The sequence below is a fragment of the Pseudomonas sp. MWU347 genome (assembly GCF_017947305.1).
Classification (GTDB): Bacteria; Pseudomonadota; Gammaproteobacteria; order Pseudomonadales; family Pseudomonadaceae; genus Aquipseudomonas; species Aquipseudomonas putida_A.
Genome location: NZ_JAFGZB010000005.1, coordinates 537,335 through 556,804 on the forward strand (window position 1 = coordinate 537,335; position 19,470 = coordinate 556,804).

Sequence of the window (19,470 nt, forward strand, 5' to 3'; positions counted from 1 at the left end):
GCACTACGTGATTAAACGGCAACCGCCGACTCTTCGAGGAAGTCCTGGGCGAAGCGCTGCAACACGCCGCCGGCCTCGTAGATCGACACTTCTTCAGCGGTGTCGAGGCGGCAGGTCACCGGCACTTCAACGCGCTCGCCGTTCTTGCGGTGGATCACCAGCGTCAGGTCGGCGCGCGGGGTGCGGGCGCCGATCACGTCGTAGGTTTCGCTGCCGTCGATGGCCAGCGTGTGACGGTCGGTGCCCGGTTTGAACTCCAGCGGCAACACGCCCATGCCCACCAGGTTGGTGCGGTGGATACGCTCGAAACCTTCGGCAACGATCGCTTCGACACCCGCCAGACGCACGCCCTTCGCCGCCCAATCGCGGGACGAACCCTGACCGTAATCGGCGCCGGCAATGATGATCAGCGGCTGCTTGCGCTCCATGTAGGTTTCGATGGCTTCCCACATGCGCATCACCTTGCCTTCCGGCTCGACGCGGGCCAGCGAACCCTGTTTGACCTTGCCGTTTTCCTGAACCATTTCGTTGAACAGTTTCGGGTTGGCGAAGGTCGCGCGTTGCGCGGTCAAGTGGTCGCCACGGTGCGTGGCGTACGAGTTGAAGTCTTCTTCCGGCAGACCCATTTTCGCCAGGTATTCGCCGGCGGCGCTGTCGAGCATGATCGCGTTCGAGGGCGACAGGTGATCGGTGGTGATGTTGTCCGGCAGCACCGCCAGCGGGCGCATGCCCTTCAGCGGCCGCGCGCCGGCCAGCGCACCTTCCCAGTACGGCGGACGGCGGATGTAGGTGCTCATCTCGCGCCAGTCGTACAGCGGCGTGACTTTCGGGCCGGTGTCTTCGTGAATGGCGAACATCGGAATGTAGACCTGCCGGAACTGCTCCGGCTTCACCGACGACTTCACCACCGCGTCGATTTCTTCGTCGCTCGGCCAGATGTCTTTCAGGCGGATTTCCTTGCCGTCGACCACGCCCAGCACATCTTTCTCGATGTCGAAACGGATGGTCCCGGCGATGGCGTACGCGACCACCAGCGGCGGCGAGGCGAGGAACGCCTGCTTGGCGTACGGGTGGATGCGGCCGTCGAAGTTACGGTTGCCGGAAAGCACGGCCGTCGCATACAGATCGCGGTCGATGATCTCTTGCTGGATCACCGGATCGAGGGCGCCGGACATGCCGTTGCAGGTGGTGCAGGCAAACGCGACGACGCCGAAACCAAGTTGCTCCAGCTCGGTGGTCAGCCCCGCTTCATCGAGGTACAGCGCCACGGTTTTTGAACCCGGTGCCAGCGAGGATTTGACCCACGGCTTGCGGGTCAGGCCAAGCTTGTTGGCATTACGCGCCAAGAGGCCGGCGGCGATCACGTTGCGCGGGTTGCTGGTGTTGGTGCAGCTGGTGATGGCGGCGATGATCACCGCGCCGTCGGGCATTTGCCCCGGCACGTCATCCCACTGCCCGGAGATGCCTTTGGCCGCCAGATCCGCTACCGCCACACGGGCGTGCGGATTGCTCGGGCCGGCCATGTTGCGCACCACCGACGACAGATCGAAAGTCAGGCCACGCTCGTATTGCGCGCCTTTCAGGCTGTCGGCCCACAGGCCGTTGAGTTTGGCGTACTGCTCGACCAGTTGCACTTGCTGGTCTTCGCGACCGGTGAGTTTCAGGTAGTCGATGGTCTGCTGGTCGATGTAGAACATCGCCGCGGTGGCGCCGTATTCCGGGGCCATGTTGGAGATGGTCGCGCGGTCGCCGAGGGTCAGCGCGGACGCGCCTTCGCCAAAGAACTCCAGCCAGGCGCCAACGACTTTCTGTTTGCGCAGGTATTCGGTCAGCGCCAGCACCATGTCGGTGGCGGTGATGCCGGGTTGCAGCTTGCCGGTCAGTTCGACGCCAACGCTCTCCGGCAGGCGCATCCACGAGGCGCGGCCGAGCATCACGCTCTCGGCTTCGAGGCCACCGACGCCGATGGCGATCACGCCCAGCGCATCGACGTGCGGGGTGTGGCTGTCGGTGCCGACACAGGTGTCGGGGAACGCCACGCCGTCGCGCACCTGGATCACCGGGGACATTTTCTCCAGGTTGATCTGGTGCATGATGCCGTTGCCCGGCGGGATCACGTCGACGTTTTTGAAGGCCTTTTTGGTCCAGTTGATGAAGTGGAAACGGTCTTCGTTACGGCGGTCTTCGATGGCGCGGTTCTTCTCAAAGGCCTGCTTGTCGAAACCGCCCGCTTCTACCGCCAGCGAGTGGTCGACGATCAGTTGCGTCGGCACCACCGGGTTGACCTGCGCCGGGTCACCGCCCTGCAGGGCGATCGCGTCACGCAGGCCGGCGAGGTCGACCAGTGCGGTCTGGCCGAGAATGTCGTGGCACACCACGCGTGCCGGGAACCACGGGAAGTCGAGGTCGCGTTTGCGCTCGATCAGTTGTTTCAGCGAATCGCTGAGCGTGGCCGGGTCGCAGCGACGCACGAGGTTTTCCGCCAGCACGCGGGAGGTGTACGGCAGGGTGTCGTAGCTGCCGGGCTGAATCGCCTCGACCGCCGCACGGACGTCGAAATAATCCAGGGAACTGCCGGGCAGGTTTTTGCGGAATGCTGTGTTCATCGGGTCAGGACTCGGGTCACGGTAGTTTCAAAGGGTGGGCAGACGCCCGACTCAAGATTCACACCGTCCCTTGTAGGAGTGAGCCTGCTCGCGATAGCGGTAGATCAGTCGACATCAATGGTGAATGTCAGTCCGTCATCGCGAGCAGGCTCACTCCTACAGGGATTTGTGGTGGCTTCAAGGATCGGGTCAGCTCACCATTCAGCGACGTTCGATTGGCACGAACTTGCGCTGCTCAACGCCGATGTACTCGGCGCTTGGACGGATGATGCGGTTGTTGGCGCGCTGTTCGAACACGTGCGCGGCCCAGCCGGTCAGGCGCGAGCAGACGAAGATCGGCGTGAACAGCTTGGTCGGGATGCCCATGAAGTGGTACGCCGAGGCATGGTAGAAGTCGGCGTTGGGGAACAGTTTTTTCTGCTCCCACATGGTCTTGTCGATGGCTTCGGAGACCGGGAACAGCACCTTGTCACCGACTTCGTCGGCGAGTTTTTTCGACCAGCCCTTGATCACCTCGTTACGCGGATCGCTGTCCTTATAGATCGCGTGGCCGAAGCCCATGATCTTGTCCTTGCGCTTGAGCATGCCGAGGGTGCCTTTGATCGCCTCTTCCGGCGACGAGAAGCGCTCGATCATTTCCATTGCCGCCTCGTTGGCGCCGCCATGCAGCGGGCCACGCAGCGAACCGATAGCCGCAGTGACGCAGGAGTACAGGTCGGACAGGGTCGATGCGCAAACGCGAGCGGTAAACGTCGAGGCGTTGAATTCGTGCTCGGCGTAAAGGATCAGCGACACGTTCATCACTTTGACGTGCAGTTCGCTCGGCTTCTTGTCGTGCAACAAGTGCAGGAAGTGGCCGCCGATAGTCGGCTCGTCGCTAACGCAGTTGATGCGTTTGCCGTCGTGACTGAAGCGATACCAGTAGCACATGATCGCCGGGAATGCGGCGAGCAGACGGTCGGTCTTGTCGCGCTGTTCGGAGAAGTCTTTCTCGGGCTCGAGGTTGCCGAGGAACGAGCAACCGGTGCGCATCACGTCCATCGGGTGGGCGTCGGCGGGGATGCGTTCGAGCACTTCTTTCAGTGCTTGCGGCAGGTCGCGCAGCTTGCTCAGCTTTTGCTGGTAGGCGTCGAGTTGTGCCTGGGTCGGCAGCTCGCCGTACAGCAGCAGGTAAGCCACTTCTTCGAACTGCGCGTCTGCTGCCAGTTCACGCACGTCGTAGCCGCGATAGGTCAGCCCGGCACCGGCCTGGCCCACGGTGGACAGTGCGGTTTGCCCGGCAACCTGGCCACGGAGCCCGGCGCCACTGAGTACTTTTGCTTCGGCCATTGCTGTCTCCAATTTTCTTGAATTTGTAGGGGAAACGTGTGGGAGCGGGCTTGCTCGCGAAAGCGCTGGATCAGTCGACATCAATGTTGGATATCAGTCCGTCTTCGCGAGCAAGCCCGCTCCCACAGGGTTTAATTCAGCCTTTCTTTTGTGCAAACAACGCATCGAGCTTCTGCTCGAACGTGTGGTAATCGATACGATCGTAAAGCTCCATGCGCGTCTGCATGGTGTCGATGACATTCTGCTGGGTGCCGTCGCGGCGGATCGCGGTGTAGACGTTTTCCGCTGCCTTGTTCATCGCGCGGAACGCGGACAGCGGGTACAGCACCAGCGACACATCCGCCCCTGCAAGCTGCTCGGTGGTGTACAGCGGTGTCGAGCCGAACTCGGTGATGTTGGCGAGGATCGGCGCCTTTACCCGGTTGGCGAACAGCTTGTACATCTCCAGCTCGGTGATGGCTTCCGGGAAAATCATGTCGGCGCCGGCCTCGATGCACGCCGCGGCGCGATCCAGTGCCGACTCCAGACCTTCCACCGCCAGCGCGTCAGTACGCGCCATGATCACGAAGCTGTCGTCGGTACGGGCATCGACGGCGGCTTTGATGCGGTCGACCATTTCCTGCTGGCTGACGACTTCCTTGTTCGGTCGGTGGCCGCAGCGCTTGGCGCCGACCTGGTCCTCGATGTGAATCGCCGCCGCGCCGAACTTGATCATCGACTTCACGGTGCGCGCCACGTTGAACGCCGACGAACCGAAACCGGTGTCGACGTCCACCAGCAGCGGCAGGTCGCAGACGTCGGTGATGCGCCGCACGTCGGTGAGCACGTCATCCAGGCCGGTGATGCCCAGGTCCGGCACGCCGAGCGAGCCTGCGGCCACCCCGCCACCGGACAGGTAGATCGCCTTGAAACCGGCGCGCTTGGCCAGCAGCGCGTGGTTGGCGTTGATCGCGCCGACCACCTGCAATGGGTGCTCGCTGGCGACCGCATCGCGGAAACGCTGGCCTGGAGTGTTCTGCTTGGAACTCATGACTCACCTCTTTCAGTGGCTGTCTTATTGTCGGCGCCGTCCTGGTAATGACGGGCGATGTTGCGTTTCGAGGCGCCGATGTGGCGGCGCATCAACAATTCCGCGAGTTCGCCGTCACGGTCGGCGATGGCATCGAGAATCCGGTGGTGTTCGGCGAAGGCCTGACGCGGGCGGTTGGGCGTTGTGGAAAACTGGATGCGGTACATGCGCACCAGTTGGTACAGCTCGCCGCAGAGCATCTGGGTCAAGGTGCGGTTGCCGCTGCCCTGGATGATCCGGTAGTGAAAGTCGAAATCGCCTTCCTGCTGGTAATAGCCGACCCCGGCCTGGAACGCCGCGTCGCGCTCGTGGGTTTCCAGCACCCGGCGCAGTTCGTCGATTTCTTCGACGCTCATGCGTTCGGCCGCCAGCCGACAGGCCATGCCTTCAAGGGATTCGCGGATTTCGTAGAGTTCGAGCAATTCGGCGTGGCTGAGCGACACCACCCGCGCGCCGACATGCGGTACGCGCACCAGCAGTCGCTGACCTTCAAGCCGATGAATGGCCTCGCGCAGCGGCCCGCGACTGATGCCATAAGTGCGCGCCAGCTCGGGTTCGGAGATCTTGCTGCCTGGGGCGATCTCGCCTTTGACGATGGCCGCCTGGATGCGCCGGAAGACGTTTTCCGAGAGCGTCTCGGAATCCTCGCCGCTGATGACCGGGGGATCGAGTTGATCCAGCATGATTGTCGACACCTTCAAATCCAATGCAGCAAAAACTAGCCAATTAGCCGGCACCAGTCAAAGGATAAATGGATATTGTCGACAATCGCCTAATAAACCGAAAAGATCGCAGCCTTCGGCAGCTCCTACAGAATGTACGCGAATCCTTTGTAGGAGCTGCCGCAGGCTGCGATCTTTTGATCTTTTATAGACCGGCCCCAGCGCTGGCGCCATAAAACCACCGTGCTAGAATGCCGCCCGCATTTGCTGGCCATTTGTACGGCTTGTCATAAAAAGCTGATAGGCACACGAAGGAGCTTGCGCAGTATTGCCAGGAACCTGAACCGAAAACGGAACGCTGCGCACCAGGATTTATGAGACTCAAGCCCTTCCCCACATTTTTTGCGCTGTTTTGCCTGCCCGGCCTCGCCGCGGCGGGGGAAAAAACCGTGTACGGCCTCAACGAATATGCATCGCTTGACGGCATCAATCTGCAAGTCGCGGCCAAACTCGACACCGGCGCCAAAACCGCCTCACTGAGTGCCCGCGACATCAAACGCTTCAAACGCAACGGCGAGTCCTGGGTGCGTTTCTACCTGGCGATCGACGCGGCGCATTCACACCCGATCGAGCGGCCGCTGGCCCGGGTCAGCAAGATCAAACGCCGCGCCGGCGACTACGACCCGGAAGAAGGTAAAAAGTACACCGCGCGCCCGGTGATCGAGCTGGATATCTGCATGGGCACGGCGTTGCGCAGCATCGAAGTGAACCTGACCGACCGAAGTGCGTTCCAATACCCGCTTTTGATCGGCTCCGAAGCCTTGAAACGCTTCGACGCGCTGGTCGACCCCAGTCTTAAATACGCTGCCGGCAAACCTGCCTGCACCATCGCCGCTCATACCGCCGAGTAATTTCCATGCGTTCTCTAACCTTCCACCTGAAAATCCTGATCACCATTCTGGTGCTCCTGGGCGTTTCGGTTACGGCCTATCAGATTTTCGTGCTCGGCATTCCGGTGACCGAAGACGCCACCGACGACTTGTGGAACATCGACGCCAAAGTCGAGTTCGTCGCCAGCACCAAAGACCCGGTGAAGGTCCAGATGTTCGTGCCACCGCTGAGCCGCGATTACGTCAGCCTCAACGAAAGCTTTATCTCCAATAACTACGGCGTGGCAGTCAACCGGGTCGACGGCAACCGCAAGGTCACCTGGTCGGCGCGCCGGGCCAAGGGCAACCAGACCCTTTATTACCGTCTGGTGCTGACCAAGCGCTACACCGCGGAAAAATCCAAGATCAAAGGCCCGACCTTCCGCGACAGCATCGCCATCGAAGGCCCGGAAAAAATCGCCGCCGAAGCCTTGCTCGCGCCGATCCGCCAGCACTCGGCCGACGTCGAGACCTTCATCGGCGAAGCGATCAAACGCGTCAACAACGCCAACGATGACAACGTCAAACTGCTGCTGGCCGGCGACCCGTCGACGCCGCACAAGGCGAAGATCGTCGAACTGCTGCTGTCGATCGCTCACGTGCCGGTAGAAAAAGTCCACACCATCCGCCTCGTCGCCGATCAACCGCAAACCCCGGAACTGTGGCTACGCAGTTTCAATGGCAACGACTGGCTGTACTTCAACCCGGAAACCGGCGAGCAAGGCCTGCCGACCGACCGCCTGCTGTGGTGGACCGGTGATGAAAACCTGATCACCATCGAGGGCGCGAAGAAAGCCAACGTGACCTTCAGCCTGAACAACAGCGAGATGAACGCGATTCGTCTGGCCAAGCTGACCGACGAAAACACCGACGCCAACTTCCTCGAATACTCGCTGTACGGCCTGCCGCTGCAGACCCAGCAAACGTTCATGATCATGGTGATGATCCCGATCGGCGTGCTGGTGATCCTGATCCTGCGCAACCTGATCGGCCTGCAGACCCTCGGCACCTTTACCCCGGTGCTGATCGCCCTGGCCTTCCGCGAAACGCAACTGGGCTTCGGCATCCTGCTATTTACCGTGATCACGGCGCTGGGCCTGTCATTACGCTCGTATCTGGAACATTTGAAGCTGCAGATGCTGCCGCGCCTGTCGGTAGTGTTGACCTTCGTGGTGGTGCTGATTGCCGCCATCAGTCTGTTCAGCCATAAACTCGGCCTGGAGCGCGGTTTGTCGGTGGCGCTGTTCCCGATGGTGATTCTGACCATGACCATCGAACGCCTGTCGATCACCTGGGAAGAACGTGGCGCCAGCCATGCCATGAAAGTGGCGATCGGCACCCTGTTCGCCGCCTCGCTGGCACACCTGATCATGACCGTGCCGGAGCTGGTGTACTTCGTGTTCACCTTCCCGGCGATCCTGCTGATTCTGGTCGGTTTCATGCTGGCGATGGGGCGTTATCGCGGTTATCGCCTGACCGAACTGGTGCGCTTCAAGGCTTTCCTGAAGAAGGCTGACGCCTGATGTTCGGTTTCTGGAAGACCTGGAAGGCGCTGGAGGCGCGGGGCATCATGGGCATCAATCGGCGTAACGCCGACTACGTGCTCAAATACAACAAGCGCAGCCTGTACCCGATCGTCGATGACAAGATCATCACCAAGGAGCGCGCCATCGCTGCCGGCATTCATGTGCCGGAGCTGTACGGCGTGATCTCCACGGAGAAGGAAATCGACAAGCTCGACGCGATCATCGGCGGGCACAACGACTTCGTGATCAAGCCCGCCCAGGGCGCCGGCGGTGACGGCATCATCGTCATCGCCGACCGCTTCGAGGGCCGCTATCGCACGGTCTCGGGCAAGATCCTTGCCCATGAAGAACTCGAACACCACATCTCGAGCATCCTCACCGGCCTGTATTCGCTGGGCGGTCACCGCGACCGCGCACTGATCGAATACCGGGTGACCCCGGATCAGATCTTCAAGAGCATCAGCTACGAAGGCGTGCCGGACATCCGCATCATCGTGCTGATGGGCTATCCGGTGATGGCCATGCTGCGCCTGCCGACCCGTCAGTCCGGCGGCAAGGCCAACCTGCACCAGGGCGCCATCGGCGTCGGTGTCGATCTCGCCACCGGCCTGACCCTGCGCGGCACCTGGCTGAACAACATCATCAACAAACACCCCGACACCACCAACGCGGTGGACGGCGTGCAACTGCCCTACTGGGACGGCTTCATGAAGCTCGCGGCTGGCTGTTATGAGCTTTGCGGGCTGGGTTACATCGGTGTGGACATGGTGCTGGACCAGGAGAAAGGTCCGCTGATTCTCGAGCTGAATGCGCGGCCGGGGCTGAATATCCAGATTGCCAACGATTGCGGGCTGACCCAGCGTACGCACGCGGTCGAGGCGCATCTGGAAGAGCTGAAGGCGCGTGGGGTGACGGAGTCAGTTGAAGAACGGGTGGCGTTTACTCAGGAGATGTTTGGGCATATTCCGGCGGTCGAGGGCTGAAGCTGAAAAGCTGAAGAGCCCCTCACCCTAGCCCTCTCCCGGAGGGAGAGGGGACTGACCGTGTTGGATGCTCGAAGTACATCGACCTGCAAGTTCGAGTCGAACTCAGAACTTGAAAAGCATGAAGATCCGCCCCCTTTCCCCCTCGCCCCCCTTGGGGGAGAGGGCTGGGGTGAGGGGGTAGCTTTTGATTTTGATCTGGCAGCCGAGAGGACTACAATCCCCACCCCGCCTCGATGGCCGATCTGCCCCGCCCATGTTGACCTGTTCCGTACACCCGCTGCCCTACCGCGCCAACCCCGCCGACTACTTCGCGGCCATCCGCCATGCGCCCGGCGCCGTGCTGCTCGACAGCGGCCGGCCGAGCGCCGACCGAGGCCGTTATGATCTGCTCAGCGCCTGGCCGCTGGAACAACTGGCGGTGTTGCCCGACGAAAGCGGCAGCGTTTTCCTTCAACGCCTGCGCGATAATCTGAGCCGTCTGGGCGAGGCGCAGTTGCCTGGCGAATATGACCTGCCATTCGCCGGCGGCCTGATCGGCTACCTGAGCTACGACTTTGGCCGGCATCTGGAACACCTGCCGAGCCAGGCCCGGGATGATCTGCAATTGCCCGACGCGCGGTTCGGCCTGTACGACTGGGCGCTGATCAGCGATCACCAGACCGCCACCAGCCAACTGGTGTTTCACCCGTCACTGGCCGACAGCGAGCGGCAACGGCTGATCGCGCTGTTCAGCCAACCGACTTCAGCGCCGCTGACGCCGTTCAAGCTGGACACGCCGATGACCGCCGATCTGTCGGCCGATGACTATCGCCAGGCGCTGGAACGCATTCATCAATACATCCAGGCCGGCGACTGCTATCAGGTCAACTTTGCCCAGCGTTTCCGCGCACCGTGTCAGGGCGATCCGTGGCTGGCCTATTGCGCGTTGCGCGAGGCCTGCCCGACGCCGTTTTCCGGTTTTCAGAGCCTGCCCGACGGCGACGCGGTGCTGAGCCTGTCGCCGGAACGCTTCGTCAAAGTCAGCCAGCGCCAGGTGGAAACCCGCCCGATCAAGGGCACCCGCCCGCGTGGCCTGACGCCGGCCGAAGACGCCGCCAACGCCGCCGAACTGCTGGCCAGCCCCAAGGATCGCGCGGAAAACCTGATGATCGTCGACCTGCTGCGCAACGACCTCGGCCGTACCTGCCGCATCGGCTCGGTGCGGGTGCCGGAGCTGTTCAGCCTGGAAAGCTATCCCAACGTGCATCACCTGGTCAGCAGCGTGACCGGTGAACTGGCCGAGGATCGCGATGCGCTGGATCTGATTGCCGGCAGTTTCCCCGGCGGCTCGATCACCGGCGCACCGAAGATCCGTGCGATGCAGATCATCGATGAACTGGAACCGACCCGGCGCGGTTTGTATTGCGGTTCGTTGCTGTACCTGGACGTACGCGGCGAGATGGACAGCTCCATCGCGATTCGCAGTCTGTTGGTCAAGGATGGGCAGGTGTGCTGCTGGGGTGGTGGCGGGATCGTGGCCGACTCGGACTGGCAGGCGGAGTATCAGGAGTCGATTACCAAGGTCAGAATCCTCCTCGATACCCTGCAAAACCTATAACTTTTTGTGGCGAGGGAGCTTGCTCCCGCTGGAGTGCGAAGCGCTCCCCAAAATCTTACGACTGCTGCGCAGCCGAGCGGGAGCAAGCTCCCTCGCCACAATGTTGTAATTACAAACTCAAATCCCGGTTTGAGGCTTTGAGGAATTCCTGCTTCAACTCGACAAACGTATGCACCGCCGGAAACTGCGGGAACTCGCGAATCACGTTGTCCGGCGCATGAAACAGAATCCCCGCGTCCGCCTCGCCCAGCATGCTCGTGTCGTTATACGAATCTCCCGCCGCAATTACCCGGTAGTACAGGCTTTTGAACGCCAGCACCGACTGACGCTTGGGATCTTTCTGACGCAATTGATAGCTGGTCACTCGCCCGCTGTCGTCCGTGATCAGGCGATGGCAGAGCAAGGTCGGGAAGCCCAGTTGCCGCATCAGCGGCTGGGAGAATTCGTAGAAAGTGTCCGAGAGAATCACCACCTGAAAGCGCTCGCGCAGCCAGTCGACGAACTCCACCGCGCCGTCCAGCGGCTTGAGGGTGGCGATCACTTCCTGGATGTCCGAGAGCTTCAGGCCGTGCTCGTCGAGGATGCGCAGGCGCTGCTGCATCAGCACGTCGTAATCGGGAATGTCCCGGGTGGTGGCCTTGAGGGATTCGATTCCGGTTTTTTCGGCGAAGGCGATCCAGATTTCCGGCACCAGTACCCCTTCAAGATCCAGGCAAGCAATTTCCACAAGACACTCCCGTTTGTAGTGATTATTGAGTCGAGCGAGCCCGAACTCTAGCGACTCCCCCGCCACCGCGCAACGCAGCGGGCACACCCTACTCCGCCGCTTTTTGTTACCATCGCCGCCATATAGAGCGCCCAGCGCCACCGACCTGTAGGAAGCCGCCCTGATGAGCCCAACGTTCGATGTCGTGGAACTCGCCACGACCTATGCCAACAAATCCGCCCAAGACATCCTGAAACTCGCGTTCGCCGAGTTCGGTGACGAGCTGTGGATATCTTTCAGTGGTGCCGAGGATGTGGTGCTGGTGGACATGGCCTGGAAGCTGAACAAGAACGTCAAGGTGTTCAGCCTCGACACCGGCCGCCTGCATCCGGAAACCTATCGCTTCATCGATCAGGTGCGCGAGCACTACAAGATCGATATCGAACTGGTGTCGCCGGACTACACGAAGCTGGAACCGTTCGTGAAGGAAAAAGGCCTGTTCAGCTTCTATAAGGACGGCCATGGCGAATGCTGCGGCATCCGCAAGATCGAACCGCTGCGGCGCAAACTGTCCGGCGTCAAAGCCTGGGCCACCGGCCAGCGCCGCGACCAGAGCCCGGGCACCCGCAGCGCCGTGGCGGTGCTGGAGATCGACACCGCGTTCTCCACGCCCGAACGCACCCTGTACAAGTTCAACCCGCTGGCGCAGATGACCAGCGAAGAGATCTGGGGTTACATCCGCATGCTCGAACTGCCGTACAACAGCCTGCATGAACGCGGCTTCATCAGCATCGGCTGCGAACCGTGCACCCGCCCGGTGCTGCCGAACCAGCACGAGCGCGAAGGCCGCTGGTGGTGGGAAGAAGCGACGCAGAAAGAGTGCGGGCTGCATGCGGGGAATATCATCAGCAAGGCGTAAATCTCGCCCCAATGATGTCTCCCCCTGTGGGAGCGGGCTTGCTCGCGAAAGCGGTCTGTCAGTCAGCGAATTTGTTGACTGGGAAGATGCCTTCGCGAGCAAGCCCGCTCCCACATTTGCTTCGTGGTGCCATGAAAAAAAATGTGTACACACGAATGTCACCATCGGTGCCATTTATGTGTGCACTTTTTGCTTACACGCCCTGAAAAGTTACATCCCTGCTGAATTCCCCTGCGCTCTGCCAACTCCGCAAAATCCCTCGCAAAAAATAAATACCTGTTCAATCGGTCAATTTATAACCAATTATTTTCAAACACTTAGCGCTCATCGATAACTTTTCGAAATGAGCACAGCGCTCCATAGATCGCTGACTGGCACAGATCTGGCTTTGGTGCATACATGTTTTGTATACAAAACTGCAAAACATCAATCCACACTTTCGATCCGCAAGCCTGAAGCGCCCTATCCCGTACAGGCTGCAGATGCCCCGTAACCAGTGATGTCTGCTGGCCGCGACGAAGATTTGTCGAGCACTGAGCTCATGCACAGTCATCGCGGCCCCGCCCATCAGGAGCCTGCCGGAATGCGTACAAGTCTCTCCAACAACATCGCGCTGAATCTGCCCGCCTCTGCCCTCGACCAGCCATTGCCCGACGCGGGTCTGGCTCAACCGTTACAACTCAGCCCACGCCTGCACAACAGCGACCTGGCACCGACCCGCGCCGAAGGTCGGCGCTGGGGCAAATACAGCATCTTCGCCCTGTGGACCAACGATGTGCACAACATCGCCAACTACTCGTTCGCCATCGGGCTGTATGCGTTGGGCCTGGGGGGCTGGCAGATTCTGCTGTCGCTGGGGATCGGCGCGGCGCTGGTGTACTTCTTCATGAACCTGTCCGGCTACATGGGGCAGAAAACCGGGGTGCCGTTTCCGGTGATCAGCCGGATCAGTTTCGGCATCCACGGCGCGCAGATTCCGGCGTTGATTCGCGCGGTGATCGCCATCGCCTGGTTCGGCATTCAGACGTATCTGGCGTCGGTGGTGTTTCGCGTGCTGCTGACGGCGATTCACCCCGGTTTCGCCGATTACGACCACAACTCGATTCTCGGCCTGTCGACGCTGGGCTGGGTGTGCTTCGTAGCGATCTGGTTCGTGCAGCTGGCGATTCTCGCCTACGGCATGGAAATGGTTCGCCGTTACGAGGCTTTTGCCGGCCCGGTGATTCTGCTGACCGTCGCCGCCCTCGCCGCGTGGATGTACACCCAGGCCAACGCGACCATTGCCTGGTCGATCCGCGAACCGCTGAGCGGTGGCGAAATGTGGCGCAACATCTTTGCCGGCGGCGCCTTGTGGCTGGCGATCTACGGCACGCTGATCCTGAATTTCTGTGACTTTGCGCGTTCTTCGCCGTGCCGCAAGACCATCAAGGTCGGCAATTTCTGGGGCCTGCCGGTGAACATACTGGTATTCGCCGCCATCACCGTCCTGCTCTGCGGTGCGCAATTTCAGATCAACGGGCGGATCATCGAAAGCCCGACCGAAATCATCGCTTCGATCCCCAACACGTTTTTCCTGGTACTGGGTTGCCTGGCGTTCCTGATCGTCACCGTGGCGGTGAACATCATGGCCAACTTCGTCGCCCCGGCGTTCGTCCTCAGCAACCTGGCGCCGAAGTACCTGACCTTCCGCCGCGCCGGGCTGATCAGCGCGACCATCGCCGTGCTGATCCTGCCGTGGAACCTCTACAACAGCCCACTGGTGATCGTGTACTTCCTCTCCGGCCTCGGCGCCCTGCTCGGCCCGCTGTACGGGGTGATCATGGTCGACTACTGGCTGATCCGCAGAGGCCGGATCAACGTCCCGCAGTTGTACAGCGAAGACCCCAACGGCGCCTATTACTACAGCCGTGGAGTGAATTTCCGCGCGGTGGCGGCGTTCATTCCGGCAGCGCTGATCGCCATCGTCCTGGCGCTGGTGCCGGGCTTCCACAGCATCTCGCCGTTCTCCTGGCTGGTGGGCGCCGGCATTGCCGCGATGCTCTACCTGATCATCGCCAAACGTCAGCCGCACTACGCCGACGTCAGTGGCGAATCGATCGCCGTCGACAACGTCAGCCATTAACTTCCTTGCGGCCCGGATTTGGGCCGCTGAACTGCCCGCAATAAGGACTTCCCATGCGTATTCTTGTGGTCAACGTCAACACCACCGAATCCATCACCCAGGCCATCGCCCGCTCGGCGCAGGCCGTCGCGTCTCCCGGTACGGAGATCGTCGGCCTGACACCGTTCTTCGGCGCCGACTCGGTGGAAGGCAATTTCGAAAGTTACCTGGCGGCCATCGCCGTGATGGACCGGGTGATGTCCTACGACCAACCGTTCGACGCGGTGATTCAGGCCGGTTACGGCGAGCATGGTCGCGAAGGTTTGCAGGAACTGCTCAACGTGCCAGTGGTGGACATCACCGACGCCGCCGCCAGTACCGCGATGTTTCTCGGTCACGCCTATTCGGTGGTGACCACGCTGGATCGCACCGTGCCGCTGATCGAGGATCGACTGAAACTCTCGGGCCTGTGGGATCGCTGTGCCTCGGTGCGGGCCAGTGGTCTTGCGGTGCTGGAGTTGGAGCACGAACCACAGCGCGCACTGGAAGCCATCGTGCAGCAGGCGGAACTGGCGGTGACCCAGGACAAGGCCGAAGTGATCTGTCTGGGCTGCGGCGGCATGGCCGGGCTGGATGAACAGATTCGTCGCCGCACCGGGGTGCCGGTGGTGGATGGCGTGACGGCGGCGGTGACCATTGCTGAATCGCTGGTGCGGCTGGGGTTGTCGACGTCCAAGGTGCGGACTTACGCGACGCCACGGCCGAAGCAGATCATTGGCTGGGCGGAGCGGTTTGCTCGCTGAGTTCACAGACGAATACCGAGTCGTATCCTTCGCGAGCAAGCCCGCTCCCACATTGGATTTGTGAACGCCACAGATCCAATGTGGGAGCGGGCTTGCTCGCGAATGGGTCAACTCGGTGCCACGTCTTGCTCAGAAAGCACTGAACCGCCGAGCCAACCCCTGCTGCGCAAACTGCTCAATCACAAAATCGACAAACGCCCGAGTCTTGCCCGGCAATAATTTATGCTCGGCGTAATAGATCGAAATATTGCCGTCATCGATGTACCAGTCCGGCAGCACCCGCTGCAACGTGCCCGCCTCGAGGTAACCCACGGCAAACGGCATGCTGACCAGTGCGATCCCCAGACCTTGCGCTGCCGTGGCGCAGGCGGCTTCGGAGTCGCTCATGGTCATTCGCGTCTTGAGGCTCAAGGGCTGACAGAGCTGACTGCGGCCACTGATCAACTGCCAGGAGCGCACTCGACCGGTTTGCGGCGAACGAATCAGGATGCCATCGTGACGTTGCAGGTCATCCGGTTCGGCGATGGCTTCTTGCTTTTGCAGATAGTCAGCAGATGCGACCAACACACGATGCGCGGGTGCCAATCTGCGTGCGACCACGCCTTGGGGCAATTCAAAGCCGCCGCCAATCGCCGCATCGAAACCCTGCCCAATCAAATCGACCTGACGGTTATCAAAATGCCAGTCAGGGTTGATCGCCGGAAACCGACGTAAAAATTCTTGCAGCAATGGCACGATGTACAAGCGCCCGAATACCGTGCCCATGCTGACTTTCAACGTCCCCGCCGGCAGCCCTTCCACACTCGCCAGATTGGCCACCGCATTCTGAATCGTCGTCAGACTGCCACTGACCTGACTCAAAAACAGCTGACCGGCCTCGGTCAGGGTCAGGCTGCGTGTACTACGCTGGAACAGCCGTACACCGAGCCGCACCTCGAGCTTCGCCACACTCTTGCCGACGGCGGCCGGGGTCAGGCTCAAGCGCCGGGCGGCTTCGGCAAAGCTGCCGACTTCGGCGCTGCGCACGAAGCATTCGATGCTGCTGAAAGTTTCCATGATCGCCACTATAAACTTCTGGTTTACACAGACTATAGCAATCATGGTCTACACGGTTGTCGATGCGAGGCCGATACTCGGCTCCAACAACAAGGCACCCCGCCTTGAATTTTCTGGAGATCGAACATGACCACTCAACACCTCAGCGGCAAAGTCGCTCTGATTCAAGGCGGTTCCCGTGGTATCGGCGCCGCCATCGTCAAACGCCTGGCCGCCGAAGGCGCCGCTGTCGCATTCACCTACGTCAGCTCCACCGCCAAGGCCGAAGAGTTGCAGAACAGCATCACCGCCAGCGGCGGCAAAGCCTTGGCGATCAAGGCCGACAGCGCCGATGAAGCCGCAATCCGCAATGCTGTCAGCGCCACCGTCGAAGCCTTTGGCCGCCTGGATATTCTGGTGAACAACGCCGGCGTCCTGGCCATCGCGCCGCTGGAAGACTTCAAACTGGAAGACTTCGACCAGACCCTGGCGATCAACGTGCGCAGCGTGTTCATCGCGTCTCAGGAAGCCGCCAGACACATGGGCGAAGGCTCGCGCATCGTCAACATCGGCAGCACCAACGCCGACCGCATGCCCTTCGGCGGTGGCGGGGTGTACGCGATGAGCAAATCGGCACTGGTCGGCCTGACCAAAGGCCTGGCCCGTGATCTGGGCCCGCGCGGCATCACCATCAACAACGTGCAGCCCGGCCCGGTCGACACTGACATGAACCCGGCCCATGGCGATTTCGCCGAGAGCCTGATCCCGCTGATGGCCGTCGGTCGTTACGGCACCGCCGATGAAATCGCCGGTTTCGTCGCTTATCTGGTCGGCCCGGAAGCCGGTTACATCACCGGTGCCAGCCTGACCATCGACGGTGGTTTTGGCGCCTGATTGCGCTGAATCCCGGATACAAAAAACGCCGCGCCTCCTTACAGAGGGCGGCGTTTTTTTATCGGCGCTTATTGGCTGATCAAGCCCATTCCAGCGCCGGCAAACCGCAGGCACTCGGGGTGAACGCCTTGAGCGTGCGCAGAATCCCGTCGGCATGCGCGTATTTTTCATCGGCCATGGCCGCGTCGGGAATCGCAATGGCAGTCATTCCCGCCGCTTTCGCGGCGGTGACGCCAAACGGCGAATCCTCGAAGACCAGACAGTCTTCAGGCGCTACACCCAGACGCCGGGCGGCGGTGAGAAAGATGTCCGGCGCCGGTTTTGCTGCGCCAACTTCCGGGTCGTCGGCGGTGACGATGAAATCGAACAGGGCAAACCAGTCGCGGTGCAAGGTGGTTTTCTGGCCGAACGACTGCCGCGACGAACTCGTGCCCACGGCGATCGGAATGTTGTGCGCCTTGAGGTGACGAATCAGCTCCTCCGCGCCCGGCATGGCCTGGGCCTTGGGAAAGCGTTCACGCATCAGTGGTTCGCGGATCAGCAGAAACTCTTCGGCGCTGATCGGCAGATCCAGCGCCTGCACCACGTAGTTCGCCAGATCATTGGCCCCGCGACCGATGATGTTCTGTTTGATGCTCCAGTCGAAGGTCCGCCCGTAACGCTCGGCGATGAGCGAGGTGACCTCGGTGTAGATGCCTTCGGTGTCCAGCAGCAAACCGTCCATGTCGAAAATCACGGCCTTGATCGGGCCAAACGTCTTCATCGGTGCATTCATCATCGGATCCGTTATCAAAAACATCCCGGGCGGCCCAAACGGCGCCGCTACGCGGATCTGATTAATGGGTTCAGCAGCATAGCGAGGCCAGCGGACATTGAGCAACGGGCAATGTTTACGGGCGGTGGAATGACTCGCTGACATTTAGCGAAATGCCCTACAGATAACGCCTACTTTCCCGACTTCTTTCCATGTTGATCCCCCGCAAAGTCCGCGCACCTCTTTCATGTGCGCGAGTGCTTGCGAATGTTCCAAACCGATCGGCTCCTGGCCCTGAACAACAGCATCGGCCTGCTGGTGGTTGCCGCCCTGAACCCGCAACACCCGGACTTCGAAACGCTGATCCGCGAGTTCCGCCTGTGCCTGAACAACTACGAGGCCTGGGCCGAGCAGCTCTGGACGGGTACGGCACTGGATGTCGAGCAGGTGTTCAAGGTCGGCGACGACGTGCACCTCAGCGCTCCGGTCAAATCCCGCCAGCCGATCCAGACCCCGGTGGTCATGTGCCCCGCGAGCGGCCCGTTGACCCTGGTGCACCTGTTCGAGGCGGCGCGGTTCGTACCGATCGGCGATACCCCGGTGATGCTGGAACCGGTGATCGGCGAAACCGACGGGGTATTGAGTTTCGGTGAACCACTGCGCCATACCATCGGCCCGAGCGGCATTCTGGAAGTCAGCGACTGCGACCGGGGCCAGCGTTACCGCATCACCTTCTTTCCTGATGTTTCCACCGACCATATCCAAGCGCTGTACGCCTCCTATGAAGAGATTCTGGACGGGATGGAGGTCTGGCTTCGCCAGGAGTGGGACGGGTTTCAGCCGCTGTGGGCGGAGTTTTCCGGCGCCGGTTTGGCTGATCGTTACCAGCAGTTGCAACAGGCCGACTGGCGCGGTTTCGAGAAAGCCCTGCACGACATCTGGGATGACGTTAAACAGCTGTTTGCCCTGCTCGCCGACCTGCAGGCCAACAGCGAAAAACTCCTGCAGTACCTGAGCGATGTCGAGCTGCAAGCGCTACTCGACGCCTCCAGCGAGGCTATCGCCAATGGCTTGCTGATCCTTAGTGACGAGCCGTTGCTGTTTATCCATCTGGCAGCGTTCACCAGTTGGCTGAAGATGCTGCCGCCGCAGTATCTGGCAGAAGTAGTGGCCGAAGTCCGGGTCGAGTTGTTGATCAGTTTTCTGCTGATGCGCGTTTCCGGCGGCGTTGGCGTGCCCGTGCGACTGAGCAGCAAGGTGCTGAGCAAGATCAAGTCGCCCCGGGCGCGGCAATGGCTGGCCGCATCGGCGTTGCGCCTGAGCGAACTGACCTCCACTGCGGATCTGAGCAAGCACGCGGGCGCGTTGAAGCCATTGATGGTCAATGCACGCAATGTGTCTTTGAAGCCGACACCCGCGATCCCTCTGAACATTCGCCAGGCCGACTCGGTCGTGCTGAGTGTTCCGAATCCGGCGCCGATGGCGCGGGAAAAGTCGCGGAACACCACCCGGATGGAGCGTCACGAACCCCGCGACGATGCTTCGAACCAGGCC

The 19,470-nt window shown here is 61.1% G+C and carries 15 protein-coding genes and 1 pseudogene; 9 read left to right on the forward strand and 7 right to left on the reverse strand.

The genetic code is table 11. From position 1 onward, the window contains the following. Positions 1–11: 11 nt before the first annotated feature. The 4 genes from acnD to KCG87_RS14115 all read right to left on the reverse strand — a co-directional run bounded on the left by acnD (position 12) and on the right by KCG87_RS14115 (position 5,684). Positions 12–2,606: a Fe/S-dependent 2-methylisocitrate dehydratase AcnD gene (acnD, locus tag KCG87_RS14100; RefSeq protein ID WP_210557447.1), complete on the reverse strand. Its 2,595-nt coding sequence runs from the start codon at positions 2,604–2,606 to the stop codon at positions 12–14. 201 nt (positions 2,607–2,807) lie between these two features. Continuing rightward, positions 2,808–3,935, reverse strand: a complete 1,128-nt coding sequence (gene prpC, locus KCG87_RS14105; protein WP_210557445.1) for a 2-methylcitrate synthase — start codon at positions 3,933–3,935, stop codon at positions 2,808–2,810. Positions 3,936–4,071: 136 nt separating this feature from the next. Then, a complete protein-coding gene (prpB, locus tag KCG87_RS14110) occupies positions 4,072–4,965 on the reverse strand; it encodes a methylisocitrate lyase (protein ID WP_210557443.1) in 894 nt (297 codons plus the stop codon). Continuing rightward, positions 4,962–5,684, reverse strand: a complete 723-nt coding sequence (locus tag KCG87_RS14115) for a GntR family transcriptional regulator (protein WP_177416209.1) — start codon at positions 5,682–5,684, stop codon at positions 4,962–4,964. The genes prpB and KCG87_RS14115 overlap by 4 nt, the downstream gene beginning before the upstream one ends. 356 nt (positions 5,685–6,040) lie before the next feature. On the opposite strand from KCG87_RS14115, the gene KCG87_RS14120 reads away from it, so the two are divergent. From KCG87_RS14120 to pabB, 4 genes are all read left to right on the forward strand, one after another. Beyond that, positions 6,041–6,577, forward strand: coding sequence for an ATP-dependent zinc protease (locus tag KCG87_RS14120; protein ID WP_025110318.1), 537 nt, complete (start codon positions 6,041–6,043; stop codon positions 6,575–6,577). A 5-nt stretch (positions 6,578–6,582) separates the two neighbouring features. After that, positions 6,583–8,118: an inactive transglutaminase family protein gene (locus KCG87_RS14125; RefSeq protein WP_007960894.1), complete on the forward strand. Its 1,536-nt coding sequence runs from the start codon at positions 6,583–6,585 to the stop codon at positions 8,116–8,118. Then, positions 8,118–9,104 carry an alpha-L-glutamate ligase-like protein gene (locus KCG87_RS14130; protein ID WP_103484624.1) on the forward strand — a complete coding sequence of 329 codons (987 nt, stop codon included), beginning with the start codon at positions 8,118–8,120 and terminating at the stop codon, positions 9,102–9,104. The genes KCG87_RS14125 and KCG87_RS14130 overlap by 1 nt, the downstream gene beginning before the upstream one ends. 256 nt (positions 9,105–9,360) lie before the next feature. Next, positions 9,361–10,704, forward strand: coding sequence for an aminodeoxychorismate synthase component I (gene pabB / locus KCG87_RS14135; RefSeq protein WP_134785840.1), 1,344 nt, complete (start codon positions 9,361–9,363; stop codon positions 10,702–10,704). A gap of 109 nt (positions 10,705–10,813) precedes the next feature. Here the strand turns inward: pabB and thrH are convergent, their stop codons facing one another. Then, positions 10,814–11,431 (reverse strand): bifunctional phosphoserine phosphatase/homoserine phosphotransferase ThrH, encoded by a 618-nt coding sequence (gene thrH / locus KCG87_RS14140; RefSeq protein WP_098967943.1) that lies wholly within the window; start codon positions 11,429–11,431, stop codon positions 10,814–10,816. Between the two features lie 163 nt (positions 11,432–11,594). Between thrH and KCG87_RS14145 the strand changes: the two genes are divergently transcribed. The 3 genes from KCG87_RS14145 to KCG87_RS14155 all read left to right on the forward strand — a co-directional run bounded on the left by KCG87_RS14145 (position 11,595) and on the right by KCG87_RS14155 (position 15,233). Beyond that, a complete protein-coding gene (locus tag KCG87_RS14145) occupies positions 11,595–12,329 on the forward strand; it encodes a phosphoadenylyl-sulfate reductase (protein WP_003223260.1) in 735 nt (244 codons plus the stop codon). 583 nt (positions 12,330–12,912) lie between these two features. Beyond that, the gene (locus KCG87_RS14150) at positions 12,913–14,451 is read left to right on the forward strand and encodes an NCS1 family nucleobase:cation symporter-1 (protein WP_134785839.1); all 1,539 of its coding nucleotides are present in this window, start codon (positions 12,913–12,915) and stop codon (positions 14,449–14,451) included. Positions 14,452–14,504: 53 nt separating this feature from the next. Then, the gene (locus KCG87_RS14155) at positions 14,505–15,233 is read left to right on the forward strand and encodes an aspartate/glutamate racemase family protein (protein WP_027613303.1); all 729 of its coding nucleotides are present in this window, start codon (positions 14,505–14,507) and stop codon (positions 15,231–15,233) included. Between the two features lie 129 nt (positions 15,234–15,362). Here the strand turns inward: KCG87_RS14155 and KCG87_RS14160 are convergent, their stop codons facing one another. Continuing rightward, complete coding sequence (locus tag KCG87_RS14160; protein WP_098968494.1) at positions 15,363–16,289, reverse strand: LysR family transcriptional regulator; 927 nt, start codon at positions 16,287–16,289, stop codon at positions 15,363–15,365. 126 nt (positions 16,290–16,415) lie between these two features. Here KCG87_RS14160 and KCG87_RS14165 point away from each other — a divergent pair, with 126 nt between their 5' ends. Then, on the forward strand, positions 16,416–17,162 hold the full coding sequence (locus KCG87_RS14165; RefSeq protein WP_134785838.1) for a 3-oxoacyl-ACP reductase family protein: 747 nt from the start codon (positions 16,416–16,418) through the stop codon (positions 17,160–17,162). A 79-nt stretch (positions 17,163–17,241) separates the two neighbouring features. Here the strand turns inward: KCG87_RS14165 and KCG87_RS14170 are convergent, their stop codons facing one another. Continuing rightward, positions 17,242–17,937 (reverse strand): HAD-IA family hydrolase, encoded by a 696-nt coding sequence (locus KCG87_RS14170; RefSeq protein ID WP_134785837.1) that lies wholly within the window; start codon positions 17,935–17,937, stop codon positions 17,242–17,244. A 246-nt stretch (positions 17,938–18,183) separates the two neighbouring features. On the opposite strand from KCG87_RS14170, the pseudogene KCG87_RS14175 reads away from it, so the two are divergent. Then, positions 18,184–19,470 (forward strand): annotated as a pseudogene (locus KCG87_RS14175) (type IV secretion protein Rhs); the annotation flags it as partial.